Origin of the sequence: Salinicoccus luteus DSM 17002 (assembly GCF_000712035.1) — a bacterium.
GTDB classification, from domain to species: Bacteria; Bacillota; Bacilli; order Staphylococcales; family Salinicoccaceae; genus Salinicoccus; species Salinicoccus luteus.
Genome location: NZ_JONV01000008.1, coordinates 51,972 through 70,909, shown reverse-complemented (window position 1 = coordinate 70,909; position 18,938 = coordinate 51,972). Strand labels below are relative to the sequence as shown.

20 protein-coding genes are annotated in these 18,938 nt (G+C 50.5%); 11 read left to right on the top strand and 9 right to left on the bottom strand.

Annotated features, from left to right (window positions below; all coding sequences use genetic code 11):
- Positions 1-44: 44 nt before the first annotated feature.
- The gene (locus BO53_RS0105120) at positions 45-1,550 is read right to left on the bottom strand and encodes a pyruvate kinase (RefSeq protein ID WP_051683018.1); all 1,506 of its coding nucleotides are present in this window, start codon (positions 1,548-1,550) and stop codon (positions 45-47) included.
- Positions 1,551-1,669: 119 nt separating this feature from the next.
- Entirely contained in the window at positions 1,670-2,065 is a 396-nt protein-coding gene (locus tag BO53_RS0105115; RefSeq protein WP_245608195.1) for a hypothetical protein, read from the bottom strand.
- Between the two features lie 150 nt (positions 2,066-2,215).
- Here BO53_RS0105115 and BO53_RS0105110 point away from each other — a divergent pair, with 150 nt between their 5' ends.
- The 6 genes from BO53_RS0105110 (at position 2,216) to BO53_RS0105085 (ending at position 9,686) form a co-directional block, all read left to right on the top strand.
- Entirely contained in the window at positions 2,216-4,288 is a 2,073-nt protein-coding gene (locus BO53_RS0105110) for a HelD family protein (protein ID WP_031546181.1), read from the top strand.
- An 83-nt stretch (positions 4,289-4,371) separates the two neighbouring features.
- Positions 4,372-5,763 (top strand): L-cystine transporter, encoded by a 1,392-nt coding sequence (locus BO53_RS0105105; RefSeq protein ID WP_031546179.1) that lies wholly within the window; start codon positions 4,372-4,374, stop codon positions 5,761-5,763.
- A 374-nt stretch (positions 5,764-6,137) separates the two neighbouring features.
- On the top strand, positions 6,138-7,493 hold the full coding sequence (locus BO53_RS0105100) for an ABC transporter substrate-binding protein (protein ID WP_031546177.1): 1,356 nt from the start codon (positions 6,138-6,140) through the stop codon (positions 7,491-7,493).
- A gap of 8 nt (positions 7,494-7,501) precedes the next feature.
- Positions 7,502-8,389 (top strand): carbohydrate ABC transporter permease, encoded by an 888-nt coding sequence (locus tag BO53_RS0105095; protein WP_031546175.1) that lies wholly within the window; start codon positions 7,502-7,504, stop codon positions 8,387-8,389.
- A 4-nt stretch (positions 8,390-8,393) separates the two neighbouring features.
- Entirely contained in the window at positions 8,394-9,236 is an 843-nt protein-coding gene (locus BO53_RS0105090; RefSeq protein ID WP_031546173.1) for a carbohydrate ABC transporter permease, read from the top strand.
- 57 nt (positions 9,237-9,293) lie between these two features.
- Positions 9,294-9,686, top strand: coding sequence for a VOC family protein (locus BO53_RS0105085; RefSeq protein ID WP_031546170.1), 393 nt, complete (start codon positions 9,294-9,296; stop codon positions 9,684-9,686).
- Between the two features lie 52 nt (positions 9,687-9,738).
- On the opposite strand, the gene BO53_RS13855 is transcribed toward BO53_RS0105085, so the two are convergent.
- The gene (locus BO53_RS13855) at positions 9,739-9,888 is read right to left on the bottom strand and encodes a hypothetical protein (RefSeq protein ID WP_156956092.1); all 150 of its coding nucleotides are present in this window, start codon (positions 9,886-9,888) and stop codon (positions 9,739-9,741) included.
- A gap of 316 nt (positions 9,889-10,204) precedes the next feature.
- On the opposite strand from BO53_RS13855, the gene BO53_RS0105075 reads away from it, so the two are divergent.
- Both BO53_RS0105075 and BO53_RS0105070 read left to right on the top strand, forming a co-directional pair.
- The gene (locus BO53_RS0105075) at positions 10,205-10,402 is read left to right on the top strand and encodes a hypothetical protein (RefSeq protein WP_031546168.1); all 198 of its coding nucleotides are present in this window, start codon (positions 10,205-10,207) and stop codon (positions 10,400-10,402) included.
- A gap of 75 nt (positions 10,403-10,477) precedes the next feature.
- A complete protein-coding gene (locus BO53_RS0105070; RefSeq protein ID WP_031546165.1) occupies positions 10,478-10,747 on the top strand; it encodes a hypothetical protein in 270 nt (89 codons plus the stop codon).
- 9 nt (positions 10,748-10,756) lie between these two features.
- Here BO53_RS0105070 and BO53_RS0105065 read toward each other — a convergent pair whose 3' ends face one another.
- From BO53_RS0105065 to BO53_RS0105055, 3 genes are all read right to left on the bottom strand, one after another.
- Entirely contained in the window at positions 10,757-11,188 is a 432-nt protein-coding gene (locus BO53_RS0105065) for a GNAT family N-acetyltransferase (RefSeq protein WP_084184892.1), read from the bottom strand.
- Between the two features lie 77 nt (positions 11,189-11,265).
- On the bottom strand, positions 11,266-11,904 hold the full coding sequence (locus tag BO53_RS0105060; protein ID WP_031546159.1) for an FMN-dependent NADH-azoreductase: 639 nt from the start codon (positions 11,902-11,904) through the stop codon (positions 11,266-11,268).
- A 127-nt stretch (positions 11,905-12,031) separates the two neighbouring features.
- Positions 12,032-12,832, bottom strand: coding sequence for a class I SAM-dependent methyltransferase (locus BO53_RS0105055; protein WP_031546156.1), 801 nt, complete (start codon positions 12,830-12,832; stop codon positions 12,032-12,034).
- A gap of 123 nt (positions 12,833-12,955) precedes the next feature.
- On the opposite strand from BO53_RS0105055, the gene BO53_RS0105050 reads away from it, so the two are divergent.
- On the top strand, positions 12,956-13,621 hold the full coding sequence (locus BO53_RS0105050) for a type 1 glutamine amidotransferase domain-containing protein (protein ID WP_031546154.1): 666 nt from the start codon (positions 12,956-12,958) through the stop codon (positions 13,619-13,621).
- A gap of 124 nt (positions 13,622-13,745) precedes the next feature.
- On the opposite strand, the gene BO53_RS0105045 is transcribed toward BO53_RS0105050, so the two are convergent.
- Positions 13,746-14,207: a DinB family protein gene (locus BO53_RS0105045; RefSeq protein WP_031546152.1), complete on the bottom strand. Its 462-nt coding sequence runs from the start codon at positions 14,205-14,207 to the stop codon at positions 13,746-13,748.
- Between the two features lie 152 nt (positions 14,208-14,359).
- Between BO53_RS0105045 and BO53_RS14020 the strand changes: the two genes are divergently transcribed.
- Both BO53_RS14020 and BO53_RS0105035 read left to right on the top strand, forming a co-directional pair.
- Positions 14,360-14,533 carry a hypothetical protein gene (locus BO53_RS14020; protein ID WP_169738726.1) on the top strand — a complete coding sequence of 58 codons (174 nt, stop codon included), beginning with the start codon at positions 14,360-14,362 and terminating at the stop codon, positions 14,531-14,533.
- A gap of 78 nt (positions 14,534-14,611) precedes the next feature.
- Positions 14,612-16,081, top strand: coding sequence for a DHA2 family efflux MFS transporter permease subunit (locus BO53_RS0105035; protein WP_031546150.1), 1,470 nt, complete (start codon positions 14,612-14,614; stop codon positions 16,079-16,081).
- Positions 16,082-16,119: 38 nt separating this feature from the next.
- On the opposite strand, the gene BO53_RS0105030 is transcribed toward BO53_RS0105035, so the two are convergent.
- On the bottom strand, positions 16,120-17,517 hold the full coding sequence (locus tag BO53_RS0105030) for an MDR family MFS transporter (protein ID WP_031546148.1): 1,398 nt from the start codon (positions 17,515-17,517) through the stop codon (positions 16,120-16,122).
- Positions 17,518-17,609: 92 nt separating this feature from the next.
- The gene (gene pepT / locus BO53_RS0105025; RefSeq protein WP_031546145.1) at positions 17,610-18,836 is read right to left on the bottom strand and encodes a peptidase T; all 1,227 of its coding nucleotides are present in this window, start codon (positions 18,834-18,836) and stop codon (positions 17,610-17,612) included.
- Positions 18,837-18,938 lie beyond the last annotated feature (102 nt).

Here is an 18,938-nt window from a genome sequence, read left to right as displayed (position 1 = left end):
TTCCACGAAAAAAGAGACAGCCTCCTGTCTCTTCCCGGTCTTACTTATTCCCTGCTGTCGAACGTATGATTGGCAATGCCGAGTGCCCGGAGCATCGCCGTCTTCTTGTAATGGTGATCCTCGAACTTCTCCAGTATTTCCGAGACCACCTGCACACCATCGGCAATATATTCCCCCTTGTTCAGCATGATGCATTCAGCGCGCGAGCCGGCCACCACATCCGAGATTTCGGAGCGCGTCGGTATGCCCGTCTTCACAAGCGATTCCACCACTTGCGTCGCCCATACGACAGGCACATGGGCGGCTTCGCATATCCAGAGCAGCTCTTCCTGAATTTCGCTCAGCCGTTCGTAGCCGATTTCGACCGCAAGGTCACCGCGTGCCAGCATGACTCCGAACGGCCTTGCCCCTGCTGCACGCTGTATGATGTCAGGCAGGTTCCTGATGCCTTCCGGCGTTTCTATCTTTGCGATGCTCGGTATATTCTTCCTGTCGTCAGGCAGCCGCTCTGCCAATGCTTCTTCTATGAGGTCGATGTCTCCGGTATCCTTGATGAAGGAAAATGCGATGGCATCGGCATGACGGGTGGCGAAATCGAGATCCTTAAGATCCTTTTTCGTCAGGACAGGCAGTTTGAAGTTGAGGTCGGGCAGATTGATGCCCTTTTCCGTCTTCACCTTTACACCGCCCTCCTTCACCGTCCGTTCCACTTCACATATGATGCCGCCGTCCGTCTTCTCCACAGCCTCGGCTTCGATATGCCCGTCATCGATCTTGATCTTCTGCCCCGGCTCCATCTTTTCGATCACTTCCGGTACGGAAGTATTGAGCGCAATTTCAATATTCTTTGGCAGCGTCATCGATTCCGCATCCGACAGCAGGAAGCGTTCCCCCACTCCGAGCTTTGGATTGCGCATCGACGTCAACAGGTGTTTCGTACGTATTTTGGGGCCGCTGATATCCATCAGTATACGGCAGTCGAGTCCGGTCTCCTCCTCCGCTTTCCTGATGTTCTTGATCATGCCCGCCCATGTGTCCGCATCATCATGGGCACAGTTTATCCGGGCCATGTTCATGCCGGATTCAATGAGGGTCCTGACCAGTCCATAGTCGCTCCCGGCGGCGGATGGCATCGTTACAAGGATGCGTGTATCCCTGGCGTTGCGCGGTGGACCGAAAATATCATCAGAATTCCGCCTGAGGGCCAGGTTGCGGTCCAAAAAGGAGTCGGAGGAGCGGTAGTCGACATCCCCCACATCTTCATCCGCGATGTAGCCGAGTGTACGTGTGACCGCGTTCAGTGTCCCGAGTACATCCGCCTCCAGGCGCCCAAGTGACGAAACACCCCAGGGAATCAGTTTTTCCTGCAGTTCCCTCATGTCCTTCCTGCGGAATGCCATATAGTAGGCCAGATTCCTGGCACTGTCCCTGTATCCTTCACGTATCGGTATCCTGTCCCATTCGTCAAACAGCCAGCGCCCCTCCTGCTCTACAGAATCCCTGATTTCCATGACTTCCTCAAGCAGCGGGAGTGCTTTCTTCCTGTCCATTCCAATCACCTCTTTCCGATAATCATGAGTATTTCTTCCCTATACCCGTTTGAGTGCAATCTATTATTGTATAATAAAAAAGCCGCTTCAGACCATGACGGTCGGAAGCGGCCGGAATTTCAGAACCCAAGCCTGAACATCAGATGCAGGGCCTGAAGATAGCCGATATGGAAAATCATCCAGAGCGCAAAGCCGATATAGCCATTCAGCTCCAGATTCTGCACGGAGAGGCTGGAGAGCACGAAATAGAGCAGCGTCACAACCACCCATACCGTCACCAGCCCCGGCATATAGAGATGCGGCTTATCCACGTACAGCCATTTCAGTATGATGGCCAGAATGACAGAGATCATCAGATGGAAAACAATCTCCAGAAACAGGCCCGGACTCCGGTCGAAAATGAAGTCCACGTTCAAAAGCAAGGTCATGATTTCTATGCCTGCGCTGGATTCCACATACGCAGACACAAGAAGAAGCAGCACCCCGGAAATGAAACCGGTGATCAAACCTGACACTAATATTTTCCTCATGATCGCTGTCCTTTAACCAGTATAATATTCGCTCGATTTTACACATCAAGTATATCATATGACCCAGATGAATTTAAGACTGTTAATTATTTCAAAATACCTATATGCTAAATGTCGAACCAAAGGAGGATCCCTATGAAAATTCTATCATTTGAAGAAGAAGCCCGGCACCTGACCTTCATCGTCGATTTTCTCAAAATATTCAATGCCGACCTTGAAACGAGGCAGAGCCGAACGGCACAGGGCATACTGGAAACGCGGTATGACATCAATGAGAATATCTCCAATGTCGTCGATTTTGCCGACGGCAACGTCATGGAGTTCGTCCAGATGCTGCCGGAAATCAGAAGAACCGAAATGAACTACAACTATATAGAAATGATGCGCGAACGCACAGAGCGCATGATACCAAAGCCCTACTTCGGCAAGATCACCGTCGACGGGGAGCCGATCTACATCGGCACCGGCACAATAAAGAACCGGGACAACGACATACTGATCTACGACTGGCGCACCCCGGTTGCGAGCCTGTTCTATGAAAACACGACAGGCGACCTGTCATACCGCATCCCGGACGGCAGCAGGATAGATGCGACGGTCGAACAGAGGCGCCAGTTCATCATCGAGGACAGCCGCCTCCTCAACATGTTCGACAGCGACGTATATATCGGCGATGAAATACTCCAGCGCATGATCACCGACTCCTCCCAGTCCAAGCTGAAGAACATCGTCTCCACCATCCAGCAGGAGCAGAATGACGTCATCCGTCTTCCCCTGTCGCAGGATACGCTGGTCTATGGACCACCGGGCAGCGGAAAGACTTCCCTTGCCATGCAGCGGATTGCGTTTCTGCTGTACCAGCACAAGGAGACCCTGAACCCTGAGAACATACTGCTCATTTCACCGAATGAAGTGTTCAACGACTATCTGTCGGACGTGCTGCCCGAGCTTGGCGAAAACCATGTGCGCAACACGACGTTCTTCCGCCTCATCTCGCACTTCCCCTACTTCAAGGGAAGGAACTTCGAGCATGTCTATGACAACATCAAACGCCTGAGGCAGAACGACGAAGGGCACGACATCTATGAATTCAAAAACTCCCTCGAGTACTTCAAATCCCTTCATGGCTTCATGAAGCACCTTGAGACCGACGGCATGGAGTTCAGGACCCTGCAGGGCGAAAATGGACTGTTCGCGAGCAAGGAGCATCTGGTCCACATCTTCTACAATGAACTCGGCGGCCACCCCATAAGCAGGCGGCTCTCAAAGATGCAGGAAAGGCTGCTCAGCCAGTATACCGAGGAAGTCAAAAGACTGACGAATGAAAGATACAGGGAACTGCGCGACAGCAACAAGTACATCGGCGAGGCGCATGAACTCAAGAAAGAGGCACATGACTTTGCCAAGAAGCAGCTGAAGACCGTGCACCGCCAGGTCTCCCTGTTCCGCTTCGTCCACTTTGAAAAGCTGTATGTAAAATCGATATATGATAGGAAGTTCCGCAACCGGACGGTGCGCTCCATCAAGGAGAATGACTTCAAGTATGAAGACATCGCCCCCCTGCTCTACTTGTACATCCACCTCCTCGGCAGACACGACAGGCAGATCCAGCATGTACTGATCGATGAGGTCCAGGACTATTCGAACATCCAATACTATGTCATGCGCCATTACTACAGGAAGGCGACATTCACGAGCCTGGGCGACCCGAACCAGCAGATCCACCCCGGCAGGAAGGATACACTGGTCGCCAGAAACCATGTCCAGAAAAAGCTCGAGCGCTCCTACCGGTCCACCAACCAGATCAATGCATTCCTGAACAGCATCATCCCGGGCTCCATACAGTCCGCCTCCGTCGACGGGGATGAGGTGCAGAAACTGCACACCGATGATGAGATCGGCTATGTACGGGAAATACTCCGTTCGGGAGCATACCCGCAGGTCGCCCTCATCACCCCTTCAAGAGACGCAGCCGACCACTATTATGCACAGCTGAAGGATGAGTTCCCGCACATGAAGAACCTCGGAGAGACCGATACACTCTACAACCAGTCGTTCATCATCCTGCCCTACTACCTCTCAAAAGGGTTCGAATACAATACGGTGATCCTGACGGATGCCCAGTCCTACAGCGACTCGAAGCATATACTGTATGTACTGGCCTCCCGGGCAACAAGGCATCTCCACCTGCTCAACCCGACTGAATAGTACGAATATATTAATCCTACTTGAAAAGTAGGATTATTTTTTTTATAATGAGGCTACTTGTTTAAAAAAGGAGCTGTCATTAAATGGATGCATTACTTGTCGTCATAAATATTACTGCCTTCCTGCTGCTCATCGGTGCCCTGGTGTTCCTCAAGCGGCGGAATGTAAAATTTTCCCACCGTGTGATGATCGGCCTCATCTTCGGCCTGTTCTTCGGTGCCGGACTGCAGCTGATCTATGGTGTGGACGGTACGGTCATAACAAATACGATGGACTGGGTTTCCATCGTCGGCAGCGGATTCGTCCGGCTGCTGCAGATGATCGTCATGCCGCTCGTCTTCATTTCCATCCTCGGTGCTTTCGCAAAGATGGATGTAAAGGAGAAGTTTCTGAAATCGGGCATCAAAATCATCGCACTGCTGCTCGGTACCACCGCGATTGCTGCCGTCATCGGCATTTCTGCCGCCCTTATCTTCAACCTTGATGCTTCAAGCCTCAACCTGGGCGAAGCTGAAAATGAACGGGCACTCTCACTCGAGAGCACCGCTTCTGAAATCGAAGACCAGACGCTTCCCCAGCAGCTCGTATCACTGCTGCCGGCCAATCCTTTCCTTGATTTCACAGGGGACCGGGCCACTTCCACCATCGCAGTCGTCCTCTTCGCCATCTTCATGGGATTCAGCTTCGTCCGCCTCATGCAGCGCAATCCCGAGAGTGGCGAGCGGATCAGAACAGGCATCATCGCCCTGAATGACTGGGTCATGCAGCTTGTCAAAATCATTCTGGCCCTGACCCCTTACGGGATCCTGGCGATCATGGCCTCTACTGTAGCCACTTCAAACTTCCAGGCCATATACGATCTTGGACTGTTCGTCGTCGCTTCATATGCTGCACTGCTGACGATGTACCTCGTCCACCTGCTGCTGATCGGGCTGACAGGCCTGAATCCGCTCCAGTACTTCAAGAAGACAGCGGAGGCACTGCTGTTTGCCTTCACTTCCCGTTCGAGTGCCGGCACACTGCCGCTCAACATACAGACGCAGCGGACGAGACTCGGCGTACCGGCAAGCATCGCCAACTTCTCGGGAAGCTTTGGACTGTCCATCGGGCAGAACGGATGTGCCGGCATCTACCCGGCAATGCTCGGTATCATGATTGCACCGGCGGCCGGTGTTGAAATCAACGCGCAGTTCATCATTACGCTGATTGCCGTGACGGTCATCGCCTCCCTCGGCATCGCGGGTGTCGGTGGCGGTGCAACATTCGCAGCAATCATCGTCCTGTCAACGATGAACCTGCCGATTGCCCTCGCCGCCGTCCTCATCTCCATCGAACCCCTGATTGATATGGGAAGGACAGCCGTCAACGTCAGTGGTTCGATGACGGCCGGAACGATAACCGCAAAGACGAACCGATCATTGGACAAAGATGTCTATGATGAAAAACGCTACGATGAACTCACAGCAGAAGCATAGTTTTTACCGGCACTTGGAGTGCCGGTTTTTTAATGAAATTTTTTAAAAATAATTTCATTTTTAACTGCTTCTCTATTGGTATTACACTACACTTCTCCCCATTCAATCAGTAGTATCAGCGCTTCTCTGATATATGAATTAACGGAAAACGACCGATTTTAATCCGCATAAAATCAACAATAAATTCTTCTCCCCCGATTTTTTCAAAAACGCCCCATCCACTGCCACTTCCCCTTTTCAATGCATTCTGCATGGAACACTTAAAAATAAATTACCCTTTATCCCGAGTTTTTCATAGCATTTCACTTCTTCTTTGCTATAATGAAAACATAATTAAATATTCACACATTAACAATCGGGATGGAGGTTAAATTATGAAAAAATATCTATTTCTTATTTTAGCGGCAGTTCTTGTACTGAGTGCCTGCGGCGGTTTCCAGATTGGAGATTCCGAAGGCTCAAACGCTTCAGAAGAAGACAGTGCATCAGGCGAGACGGAAGGCAGTGATGCTGAAGGCTCGAACGGTGAAAAGGTTACGCTTGATTTCTGGTCATTCTGGGGCTCTGAACAGAGGCGTCCGGTGATCGACAAGATCATCGAGGACTTCAACAGCTCGCAGGATGAAATCGAAGTACAGCATACCTATGTCCCTTGGGGGGACATCTGGACCAAGAACCTTGCAGCCATTGCTGCCGGCGACCCGCCGGATGTCATCATCAATGACATCAACACGGTGAAGCTGAGGGCACAGGAGGGGCAGATGGAGCCGATCACGGAATTTGTCGACTCCGATGTCGAGAACCGCTTCTACGACCAGATGACGGAAGCGACGATGTATGAGGATGAGATGTATGCCCTGCCGTTCAACACGGATACACAGATCCTTTTCTATAATAAGGATCTGTTCGAAGAGGCCGGCCTGGATCCGGAAGATCCGCCATCCACGTGGGCAGAGCTTGAAGAGTACGCTGCACAGCTTGATGTCGAGGAAGGCGGCAGCTACGAACGTATCGGCTTCTATCCGCTGATCGGGGCAGGTTCTGATGTATGGATGATGAATGCCCTCGGTGAGAACTACATCAGCCCGGAGGGTGATGTGAAAATCGATACGGAACCCGTCCATGATACATTCAACTGGATTCTTGAACAGAAGAACAAATACGGGGAGAATACGATTACTTCAATCAACTCCCAGTTCGAAAACGCTCAGCAGGACCCATTCATGGCCGGCAACATCGGCATGATGGTACAGAACGCCAACTACTACGTCCAGCTCAGGGATTTTGGACAGGATATCAACTTCGGTGTTGCACCTCTGCCTGAAAAAGAAGAAGGAAACGGCCATACTTCATGGGGCGGCGGCTTCGTTGCCGAAATACCAAAAGGCGCCAAGGACCCTGAAGCCTCCTATAAGTTCATCGAGTTCCTGACGAACCATGATTCACAGCTCTACTGGGCGGAAAACAACTTCGACCTCGTCGCCCATCAGGAGGCTGGAAACTCTGCTGCAGAGAGTGAAGAGTTCAGTGAAGCAGGACGGGAAGTATATTCCCTCATGGTGGAGAATATGGACAACACACTGCTTACACCCCAGCCGCTTGTAGCTCCGGATTTCGCAAGCACGGTGAACCCGACATTCGAATCCATCATCAGTGAGAGTACAACTGTCGAAGCGGGACTGGAAAAGGCACAATCAGACCTTGAACGCATAGTTGAAAATAATAGATAGGTGATTCGATGTATAAAAAGAAAGAGAACCTCTACGGCTATATTTTCATACTGCCGTGGATCATCGGTTTTTTGGGGCTGACACTCGGCCCCTTGCTTTTTTCTCTTGTGGGCAGTTTTACAAACTATAATGTGACGTCACAGATGGACTTTGTCGGATTCGCGAACTATAAGGAGATGTTCATGTACGACGACCTTTTCTGGACATCGCTCTACAACACCTTGTACTTCGTCGCCTTCTCCGTCCCTCTGACGACGATTGCGGCGATACTGATATCGACACTGATGAACCAGGACATTCCGGGGATGCGCATATTCCGCACCATCTATTACCTGCCGGCGATCCTCTCCGGTGTCGGGGTCTATCTTTTGTGGATGCAGCTGCTCGATCCGTCGACGGGACTGATCAACCAGTTCCTCGCCCTCTTCGGCATCGATGGTCCGAACTGGCTGTTCGACGCCGAATGGGCCAAGCCTTCCCTCATCATGATGAAGCTGTGGAGTGCCGGCGGCAGCATGCTGCTGTATCTTGCTGCGATGCAGGGGGTCTCCAAAACACTCTATGAAGCGGCGATTATGGACGGGGCTACACGCGTGCAGATGTTCTTCAGGATCACCCTGCCCATGGTGACACCGATCATCTTCTTCGATATCGTGACCAGCACGATCGGGTCCTTCCAGATTTTCCAGGAAGCCTATGTAATGAGTGCGGACAATGCAGGGGCACCGGAAAACTCGCTGCTGTTCTACAACCTCTACATGTGGATCAAGGCTTTCAATGTATTTGATATGGGCTATGCGATGGCCATGTCGTGGATACTGTTCATCATCGTACTGATTCTGACCATCATCAACTTCAAATTTGCCAGACGGTGGGTCCATTATGAGGGGGATTGATTGAATGTATAATTCCAATAGAATGAAGTTCTGGCGGGCCTTCAATCTCGTTCTTCTGATTGTCGGCAGCCTATTCATGATTGCGCCCCTGTTCTGGATGATATCGATAGCACTCAAATCGATGGAGGAGATATACCGCGGGGAATTTACGTTCATCCCACAGGATATCCAGTTCTCCAATTTCGTTGAGATATTCGAAATCGCGCCGTTCTTCACCTACTTCATCAATACATCCGTCATTACGGTGCTTGTCGTACTGGCGAACGTATTTGTGAATGCATTCATTGCATACGGATTCGCGAAGATCAACTTCAAGGGCAGGGAGGTCCTCTTCATCTTCGTCCTCTCGACGATGATGCTGCCGGGGTTCATTACACTGATTCCACAGTACGTCATCTTTGCGGAACTCGGTCTTGTGAACACCTACTACCCGCTGGTGCTGCCCTCATTCTTCGGCAGTGCATTCAACATCTTCCTGCTGCGCCAATTCTTCAAGGGTGTGCCAAGCAGCATGATCGAGGCGGCCAGGATGGAAGGCGCAAACCACTTCCAGATATTCTTCAAGATTGCACTTCCGATGATCAAACCGGCACTGTTCACAGTGGCGATATTCTCTTTCAACGGCGTGTGGAACGACTTCCTCGGACCGTTGCTGTATCTGAATGATGAGTCCCTCTATACGCTCCAGCTGGGCCTCCAGGTATTCAAGGAGCAGTCGAGTACCCAATGGAACTACCTGATGGCCGGTTCACTGCTTGTGCTCATGCCCGTCATCATCCTGTTCTTCTTCTTCCAGAAGTACTTCATACAGGGATCGAACATACTCGGTCAGACGGACGAAAAATAGGACGCCCTCCTGGGCGCCCTATTTTTTTGTTATACTGGGGGAAAAAGGAGCGGAACTATGAAATCCATCACCCCGTTTTTGACATTTGAAGGCCGTGCCGAAGAAGCCATGAAGTATTATGAGGAGACATTCAAGGACGCGGAGATCCGTCTGATCCAGAGGTACGATTCGACGGACGCGAACCTCGAGGGCAAGGTGATGCAGGGGGCCATAAGGATACAGGACCAGCTGATCATGATGATGGACAGCCAGGTCCCGCATGAGTTCACCTTCACGCCGAGCATGTCCTTCTTTATTGAATGCGAAACCGCCCAGGAGATAGAACTCTACTACAGGAAACTGAAAAAGCAGGGGGCCATCCATATGCCCCTCGACGAATATGGGTTCTCCAGACAGTTCGCCTGGCTTCAGGACCAGTTCGGTGTGGCATGGCAGCTCAACCTGTCATAGCAAAAAGCCCCCCTGGTGACGTGTACGTCACCAGGGGGGCTTTTTTCATATCTTATGCAGTTCTTCTGCCGAAGATCCGTGCCAAAATGGACTTTCCACCGCTTTCCTCTTTCTTCTTCTCTGAGAGGTAAGTGTAGCTGTCAGCAATCTTCTTATATTCTTCCATACGCAGGTCTGCTGAAATCCGATCAGTTGAAAACATCCAATTCCTCCTGTCAATCTGTAATTTTATTTTCAAGCCTTTTAACAGATAGCATTTATCTCAAATCAAATATAACACTGCATAAAGGCTTCATCAAATATAATGTGATTAAATTATCAAAGTAAATCTATTATAAATTTTTAAAAAATTATATTAAATATATATTCATATGTAATTAAATTTCTTACCACATCAACAATTAAGATAATTCATGCTCTGCCATGCATCTTTATTCCAATGGTTCCGCTTTCCTGTTTGTTTTATGTATACTTGGGGTATTTTCCTAATACAACGTATGAAAGGAAGGCGGACGAAAATGAAAAAGTGGATGATTTCCATGGGAATGATCATGATGCTCATTCTTGGCGCTTGTGCGCCGGAAGGCACCGGGGATACAGATGCTCCAGTGGACGAGGATGAAGATACAGCCAATCCGGAGCAGGATGATGGGGACCGTGACGAGGCTGCTGAAGACCTGGATGAAGATTTCCAGGATGATGAAGAGGATGACTAGCCATCCCACTTTCAGTCACCATGCTGTATAATTGATATACCGTCCCTAAGACTCAAAACGAAAGGGAGTATATCCATGTGGTGGATAATCATGATTGTGCTGATTGGTGTTGCAGGTGGCTTCGGCAGCGACTACTTGAAGCATAAGCGTAAAATGGAACAGATCCGGCTTGACGTCCTCGATAAGGAACTTGAACTGGAGCGGATTAGACAGGAGAATTTCCTGCTTGAAAACCACTCCATGAGGGAGGAGCTTGAACGGATCCGCATTGAAAACCGGCAGCTCTATGAAAAGGATACTGACCGTCGATGGCTTATTGAAGAGACGAAGAGAAAAGAGGAATGAGCATGATGCTCATTCCTCTTTGTATTCCATATCGATATGCGGAATGCCGTCTTCAAGATGAATCTCGGAAGTCGTCCTGAATCCGAACGACTGGTAGAATTTCTCCAGATGTGCCTGGCCATGCAGATAGATCCGCCCACCGTCAAAATGCATTTTTATATAATCCATGGCCTGCCTCATAAGCACCTGTCCCGTTCCATTGCCACGATGGTCCGCCCGGACGATGACCCGGCCGATTGATACCGGATCCCCCGGCACGATTCGCGAATAGGCGATGATGCCCGTATCATCTGTTCTATAGATATGCATGCATTCCGGGTCCAGACCATCGATTTCCTGATAGGCGCATGCCTGTTCCACCACGAATACGGAAACTCTGAGCCTGTATATCTCTTCAAGCGTATGGACATCCAATTCTTCAAATGATTTAATGTGCCACATCAAATCCCCTCCCATCCGAATCTATTCAAATCATATCATAAAAAAACCGATGCCGGAGCATCGGTTTCCTTAACTTCCTATGCGAATTGGGCGTTGAGTTCCCGTGCACATTCACGCACGCTCTCAAGACCTTCTTCAATGATTCTTGCTGCTTCCTGAGGCATTGCATTATGCCCTTCGATGATGACTTCATCGATGATTTCCATGCCGAATACGCCGCCGATGACATTTTTCATGTAGTTATGGGACATATCCATACCCTGCATTTCAGGAGCACTGTACATGCCGCCACGCGCGTTGAGAAGGATGACCTTCTTGTCAGTCATGAGTTGGGCCATTGATCCGTCTGCATTGTATTTGAATGTAAAGCCTGCTGAGTATACATAGTCGATAAATGTCTGAAGGCGTGCCGGGATTGCGAGATTCCACAGTGGGAATGCAAATACGATGACGTCAGCCGCTTCGAATGCGTCCATCGCCTTCTGTTTTGCATCCATGAGACGCTGTTCGTCCGCATCCAATGCTTCATCATTCTGCATCTTGCCGAGTGCAGTGAACAGTTCATGACCGATATACGGCATATCTTCCTCGAATATGTCGTATACATTGATGTTCATGTTTTTATTGCCCTCCACGGACTCCATGAATGCATCATACATTTTTGTAGAGATGCCGTCCGGACGGTTGTTTGCTTTTACTACGAGTACATTTTTCATTTATGATCCTCCAATAAGATAATGTCTGTGTTATCACATAATCAATATAATAACAAAAAGTAAGTGGCTTGGGAACATAAATGCTCACAAATCACAAATTATCTTCAATTGAAGGGGAATTCCCCAATCAGAGCTGCAGATTGTTCTTGTTCTGCAGAATTGCCACGCTCAGAATATGGGGGATCTTATGCCTGCCGTCGGGGAAATTATCCTCAAGGTAGCTGCTGATGCGGTTCAGTGTGTTTTTCCGCTGCTTCTCCTTGAAGGCGGCAAGCCAGGAGACGGAGGACAGCCGCCCCGCCCACTCTTCATTTGTAAATTTGACTTCGTAGTCCACCTTATAGAGATCCATCAGATCGAACTTGGCATACTTCCATTCGTCGAACCATTCCACGGGGAAGCTGTTGATCATCTGGGTGGCCATGTCCTTTGTGCCCGCCGGTCTGATCTGCTTGTCCGTCGAATAGGACTGGATGATCTTCATGGATTCCTTGACGATCTTCGAAGCGGAGGTAAAACCGGAATCCATGATGACCAGATGGCCGCCGGGTTTCAGGATGCGCCGCACTTCATCTATCGTCTTCTCCCGGTCGAACCAGTGCCATGCCCGCATCACCACGACGATATCATAGCTGTTTGAAGGCAGACCTGTATCTTCCGCGTATTTCTGTACAAAATTAATCCTCTGATCATCGCCGATATGTGTCCTTCCCACTTCAATCAATTCAGCCGAAGGTTCCACAGCATCGACGATGGCTCCCCTGTCGCTCAGCATCTTGCTGAGCAGTCCAGGTCCCGCCCCGAGATCAGCCACTTTGCTGCCTGCGATTGCCACACCACGCTTCTCCAATCCCTTGATCAGGCTGTCAGGGATGTCATCCCTGTACTTCAGATAATTTTCAGCGACATTGCCAAAGTTTACATTCATTTCTTTCCCTCCATGAGCTGGATGTATTTGATACATTGATCAATTTGCTTATCAAGATTCTTAAAAAAAGATTAATTCCAATCCACTCCGGGTAAAGCACAAGAAAGGAGAGTGGATATAAATATGACTAGATCCGTACTACTTATAGTAACCAACCACGGTACAATCAACAACGATGAAAACAAACCCACTGGGCTATGGCTGGGTGAGGCTGCAGAACCGTATCATGTCTTCCAGAGTGCAGGTTTCAAGGTTGACATCGCATCCCCGAAAGGCGGTTCCGTCCCACTGGATCCAAACTCTTTGAACGGCGAGCAGGACGAAGGGAACAATGAGGTCATCAGATTGCTCCAGAACACCAAACGCGTGAAAGATATGGTATATGAAGGATACGATGCCGTCTTCTTCGCCGGTGGACACGGCACAATGTATGACTTCCCCAATCAGCCCGATATCCAGAACATCCTGGCATTCTTCAAGGATGACGGCCGCATCATCAGTGCGGTATGCCATGGTCCCGCGGCATTCGCCGATGCCAAGACCAAGGATGGCAAATATGTTGTGGACGGCGTCAAATTGACAGGCTTCACGAATGAGGAAGAAAAAGCCATGGGACTTCTGGACGATATGCCGTTCGCACTGCAGTCGAAGCTTGAATCCCACGGAGCGGGATTCGTTGTCGGAGAAGCGATGGAGGAACATGTCGTTACAGACGGAAACTTCATCACCGGCCAGAATCCGGCATCCGCAGAAGCTGCAGCGAGAGCTGTCGTCAACAGGCTGAAGTAGCACACTCCCCCCGGATGACCGGGGGTTTTTCTAATACATATGCCTTACACTAAAGATACTATATAATCATCTTAAAATGAACATCCAAATCTGCCCATTAAAAGGGAGCATCTTTTGATGCTCCCTACTTGTTATCCAATACCCTTTTCATCTCCTGCACTTTGCCCACGTGCATCGCTTCATGCAGGATGATGAAGGCGAACTGCTCCCTGCGGGTCGTCATGCCCATGAATTCCCTCGGAAGATCTTCTTCGAGAACCGCTTCGTCCAGATCCTGAAGTCGTTCAGGCTGTCCTTTGAGCAGTGCTTCGATTTCATCGGTCCCGGGCGTGTCTCCATCAAAATCATCCGGGCTTGTACCAAAAGCAAAATATTTCTTATACCGCTTATGCGTATCGGTGTTCTTGTCCGTCAATGCGGCAGTCACCATTTCCATCATCGTAGCGATATGCCCGAGCTGCCAGTGGACGCTGTTCGGAAATCCTTCCGGAATGATATGCATGTCTTCCTCTTTCATCCCATCGAATAGATCAAGCGTCCATCCTCTCGTCTTTTCCAGTTCAAACAATAGAAGTTCCTTGCTCATAAAAATCTCCCTTCCTGTTTTTATTCATTATTCCTCTACCCTGATTCGGGAATTTCATTCATGGTCCCCACCCTGAAACTCTGGACCGCTTTGATGGACAGCCGGTCCCCTTGAAAGTTATATTCGACATAATAAACAATGGAGGTAAAAATATGACACGCCTACTGCTGAACCTGGTGCTCATGGGCATCATCACGCTCGCAATCTACTGGCTCATCACTGCATTCGTGCCGACGATGGGCACCTACGCCATACCGATCGCACTGCTTCTCGGCATCACCCTGGGATTCTTCATCTATATCACAATCGACAACAGGATTGGATGAATCCAGGCAAAATCCTTGATTGTTTCGAAAATCGGAATATAATAGTAATATTGATTTTAAAGAAACAGAGGTATTTGCATGGAAACATCCGAAAGACCCACGCCGGACTACCGCCTTATATTCATACTGCTCTCCGGCGCTTTTGTCGCACTCTTGTCCAATACGTTCCTGAATGTCGCCCTGCCATCCATCAAGGATGACTTCGGCATCACCACTTCCACAGTACAATGGGTCTCTACAGCATATATGCTCATCAGCGGAATCGTCATACCGACGACCGCCTTCCTGATGCAGAGATTCAGCGCAAGGAAACTTTTCCTGGCAGCGATGCTGCTCTTTCTCTCCGGCACGCTGATCGCAGGCTTTTCGCCCGCCTTTTTAGTCCTGATCCTGGGCCGCATGATCCAGGCTTCCGGCTCGGCCATTCTCATGCCCCTCTTGATGAACGTCATGATCACAAGTTTTCCTCCGGAACGCCGGGGGACTGCGATGGGCATGTTCAGCCTGGTCATGTTCTTTGCACCGGCGATCGGCCCGACCCTTTCCGGGTTCATCGTACAGAGCTACTCCTGGCATTACCTGTTCTTCATCATGGTACCGGTACTTCTCGTTGTGCTAAGCATCGGATGGTTCAAGCTGCCCGAGACGGAGACTGCATATTCCACCAGGATCGACATTCCATCCGTCATACTGTCGACCCTCGGGTTCGGCGGCATACTGTACGGCTTCAGCTCCGCAGGAAACAGCGGATGGCTGAGGGCTGATGTCATCGTCGCACTGCTCATCGGCTTCATCAGCGTGTTCTTCTATATCCGGAAGCAGACACGCATGCGTGAACCGATGCTCAACTTTTCGGTATACAAATTCCCGATGTTCACACTGTCCTCCCTGCTGATCGGCACAATGAACATGGCCCTTTTCTCCGGGATGATCCTCATGCCGATATACCTTCAGGATATCCAGGGGATCTCCCCGCTCGAAACGGGTCTCCTGCTTCTGCCGGGGGCGCTGATCATGGGGTTCATGAGTCCGGTCTCCGGAAAGCTCTTCGACATGTTCGGCCCGAGGAACCTCGCCATATTCGGACTCGTCCTGACCGTCTCGACGACATTCTTCTTCAGCCGGCTCACTTTTGATACGAGCTATACGTTTCTGATCATGCTCTACTCGGTCCGTGCATTCGGTATGACGCTCGTCATGACACCGGTGATGACGAACGGAATGAATCAGTTGACGCCGAAGCTTACACCGCACGGCTCCTCCATCAACAGCATGCTGAACCAGGTATCCGGCGCCATCGGCACGGCGCTCCTGATCACCATCATGCAGAACACGATGAATGCAAGGCTCTCGGGTGTCTCCCAGCCGGATGCGATGATGATGGACCAGGCGATGCTCGACGGCATCAACTTCGCTTTCCTGATAGCCACCCTGCTGCTCGCAATCGCGCTCATACTGTCGTTCTTCCTGAAACGCGTCACGACCGATGAAGTCCTTGGGGACTCGATGACGAAAGCACGGCCGATAGAGACCGCAGAAGAGAAATGAAAAAATCGCTGACCCATTTTTATGGGTCAGCGATTTTTTTAGTCATGTGACACCGGCTTCCTCAGTGTGAATGAAAGCAGCAGGCCGATGAGTGAAATGATGGCCGCTGCAAGGAAGGCCGTGTTCACCCCATCTATCATGCCCTGCATCCCTTCTGACGGGTTGGCGGTATGGGTCATGATCGATACGAGCAGTGCCGTGCCGACCGCCCCTGCAATCTGGCGCATCGTATTGTTCATGGCTGTGCCGTGCGGTACGAGCTTTGGAGACAACTGGTTCAATCCGGCTGTCGTCACGGGCATCATCACCATCGCCACGCCGAGCATTCTGAAGACATTGACGGTTGCCAGGTAGGTGAAGGTGGTATCCACTGTAATCATCGTGAACAAGTATGTCGTAATCGTCACGAAACTGAGGCCAATGATTGCCAGCCATCTTGCCCCGAACATATCGAACAGCTTTCCGGTGACCGGACTCATCGAACCCATGACCAGCGCCCCCGGCAGAAGCATCAGTCCGGATTCAAGCGGTGTGAACCCCATCATATCCTGCATCAGGATCGGCAGGATGACAGCCCCGCCAATCATGGACATGAAGACGACCATGCCGAGACCCGTCGTCAGCGCGAATATCTTGTCCTGGAAGACCTTGAATTCGAGAATCGGCTGTTCGAGCTTCTGCTGGCGCATGATGAACAGGAACAGGGTCACTGCGCCCAGCGCGAGTGAACCGAGCACCGGTGTGCTCAGCCAGCCGCTGCTGCCTGCGATGCTGAAACCATAGAGGAGCCCGCCGAAGCCGAAGGTGGACAATATGATCGATGGAATGTCGAGCTTCGGATTCGTACGCTCCGTCACATTCCTAAGTATGAAATAGGCGACGATCAGGTCGATGATGACGATCGGTATGATGATGAAGAAGAGGCCTCTCCAAGGGTAGCTCTCGACGAACCAGCCGGACAATGTCGGGCCGATGGCCGGCGCGAAACCGATGACCAGGCCGAACATGCCCATCGCCGTGCCCCGTTTCTCAAGCGGATAGATCAGGAAGATGATCGTCTGCATCAACGGCATGATGATGCCTGCCCCCGAGGCCTGGAGTATCCTTCCGACAAGCAGGATCTCAAATCCTGGTGCGAGTCCGCAGACGAGTGTACCGAACCCGAAAAGGCCCATCGCCGTAAAGAATAGTGCCCGTGTCGTAAACTTCCCGATCAGGAATGCGGTAATTGGAATCATGATGCCGTTGACCAGCATGAATACCGATTGGAGCCACTGGGCGACATCCGCTTCGATCTCCAGATCCTCCATGATCGGCGGTATGGCTGTAGCCAGCAGCGTCTGGTTCAGGATGGCTGCGAATGCGCCGGAAATGAGTACAGCCATCAGCGGCAACCTTTTTATGGGCGCTGAAGACTGCTGTGCACTAGCTGACATAAAAATCCTTCTTTCTATAAATAAAACGAAACAATATGATATTTTTCAAAAACAACATATATAATACTGCCTCAACGAGGAATAAATATCAACTACTTTTGTTCGGCGGCATTGCGGCTGATGCCGGTGATCACCTTCACCGCCTGCTCCATATTATCTACTGAAATATACTCGAATTTTCCATGGAAGTTCTCTCCACCGGTGAAGAGGTTCGGTGTCGGCAGCCCCTTGTAGGACAGCTGAGAGCCGTCCGTACCGCCCCTGACCGGTATGATGACAGGGGTGATATCGAGGGCTTCCATCGCCTGTTTTGCATATTCGACGATCTCCATATGCGGTTCGATCCGATCCCGCATGTTGTAGTACTGGTCATTCATGTCCAATATGACACGGTCTTCTCCGTACTGTGCCTTCAGTGCATCGGCATGGGAGGCCATCTGCCCTTTACGGTCCTCGAATGCATCTTTGTCGAAGTCGCGGATGATGAAGTTGACTTCCGTCTTCTCCACATCCCCGGTGATGTTGATCAGATGGAAGAATCCTTCATACCCTTCCGTATGCTCGGGTGAATCTTCAGCATTGAAGCGGGTGATGAATTCGGCAGCCATGCGGCCTGCATTGACCATCTTGTTCTTGGCTGTGCCGGGATGGACGCTGTTGCCGATGAAGGTCACTTTGGCCGCTGCTGCATTGAAGCTTTCGTACTGCAGTTCACCGAGCGGTCCCCCATCCACGGTATAGGCGAAATCCGCACCGAAACGTTCGACATCGAAATGGTGGGGGCCACGTCCGATCTCCTCATCCGGAGTGAATGCCACCCTTATCTTTCCGTGCTTCACTTCCGGATGGCCGATGAGATATTCCATTGCCGTCATGATTTCTGCGATGCCCGCCTTGTTGTCGGCGCCAAGGAGTGTCGTCCCATCCGTCGTAATGAGCGTGTGGCCCCTATAGCCTTCAAGCTCCGGGAACTGCTCTGGGGTGAGTGTGACTCCAAGCGCTTCATTCAGCACAATATCCCCGCCTTCATAGTCGACCACCTTCGGATTGACACCCCTGCCCGTAAAATCCGTCGCGGTATCCACGTGGGCGAGGAAGCCGATGACCGGTGCCCCATCGGTATTTGCAGGCAGTGTTGCCATCAGATAGCCGTTCTCATCCGTTTCCACTTCCTCCATACCGATCTCTTTCAGTTCTTCCTCAAGCAGGCGGATCAGATCCCACTGCTTGTATGTAGAAGGTATGGAATCACTTGAGGCATCGGACTGTGTATCGATTTTGGCATATTTTGAAAGTCTTTCAATCAGTTGAGTACGCAATTCATTCATCTCCCATGTTTTTTCTTCATTTTACCATACCATCCGTCCGTTCTTTTAATGAAAGGAAAGATTCAGTGGTAGAATGGAGGCAATATGATAAGG

What these genes read in the sequence shown, in the direction of transcription:
- BO53_RS0105085 (WP_031546170.1), top strand. Translation starts at nt 9,294, where the DNA reads ATGAAATCCATCACCCCGTTTTTGACATTTGAAGGCCGTGCCGAAGAA.
- BO53_RS0105110 (WP_031546181.1), top strand. Translation starts at nt 2,216, where the DNA reads ATGAAAATTCTATCATTTGAAGAAGAAGCCCGGCACCTGACCTTCATC.
- BO53_RS0105120 (WP_051683018.1), bottom strand. Translation starts at nt 1,550, where the DNA reads ATGGACAGGAAGAAAGCACTCCCGCTGCTTGAGGAAGTCATGGAAATC.
- BO53_RS0105065 (WP_084184892.1), bottom strand. Translation starts at nt 11,188, where the DNA reads ATGTGGCACATTAAATCATTTGAAGAATTGGATGTCCATACGCTTGAA.
- BO53_RS0105075 (WP_031546168.1), top strand. Translation starts at nt 10,205, where the DNA reads ATGAAAAAGTGGATGATTTCCATGGGAATGATCATGATGCTCATTCTT.
- BO53_RS0105100 (WP_031546177.1), top strand. Translation starts at nt 6,138, where the DNA reads ATGAAAAAATATCTATTTCTTATTTTAGCGGCAGTTCTTGTACTGAGT.
- BO53_RS0105060 (WP_031546159.1), bottom strand. Translation starts at nt 11,904, where the DNA reads ATGAAAAATGTACTCGTAGTAAAAGCAAACAACCGTCCGGACGGCATC.
- BO53_RS0105095 (WP_031546175.1), top strand. Translation starts at nt 7,502, where the DNA reads ATGTATAAAAAGAAAGAGAACCTCTACGGCTATATTTTCATACTGCCG.
- BO53_RS0105105 (WP_031546179.1), top strand. Translation starts at nt 4,372, where the DNA reads ATGGATGCATTACTTGTCGTCATAAATATTACTGCCTTCCTGCTGCTC.
- BO53_RS0105045 (WP_031546152.1), bottom strand. Translation starts at nt 14,207, where the DNA reads ATGAGCAAGGAACTTCTATTGTTTGAACTGGAAAAGACGAGAGGATGG.
- BO53_RS13855 (WP_156956092.1), bottom strand. Translation starts at nt 9,888, where the DNA reads ATGTTTTCAACTGATCGGATTTCAGCAGACCTGCGTATGGAAGAATAT.
- BO53_RS14020 (WP_169738726.1), top strand. Translation starts at nt 14,360, where the DNA reads ATGACACGCCTACTGCTGAACCTGGTGCTCATGGGCATCATCACGCTC.
- BO53_RS0105070 (WP_031546165.1), top strand. Translation starts at nt 10,478, where the DNA reads ATGTGGTGGATAATCATGATTGTGCTGATTGGTGTTGCAGGTGGCTTC.
- BO53_RS0105050 (WP_031546154.1), top strand. Translation starts at nt 12,956, where the DNA reads ATGACTAGATCCGTACTACTTATAGTAACCAACCACGGTACAATCAAC.
- BO53_RS0105030 (WP_031546148.1), bottom strand. Translation starts at nt 17,517, where the DNA reads ATGTCAGCTAGTGCACAGCAGTCTTCAGCGCCCATAAAAAGGTTGCCG.
- BO53_RS0105090 (WP_031546173.1), top strand. Translation starts at nt 8,394, where the DNA reads ATGTATAATTCCAATAGAATGAAGTTCTGGCGGGCCTTCAATCTCGTT.
- BO53_RS0105055 (WP_031546156.1), bottom strand. Translation starts at nt 12,832, where the DNA reads ATGAATGTAAACTTTGGCAATGTCGCTGAAAATTATCTGAAGTACAGG.
- BO53_RS0105035 (WP_031546150.1), top strand. Translation starts at nt 14,612, where the DNA reads ATGGAAACATCCGAAAGACCCACGCCGGACTACCGCCTTATATTCATA.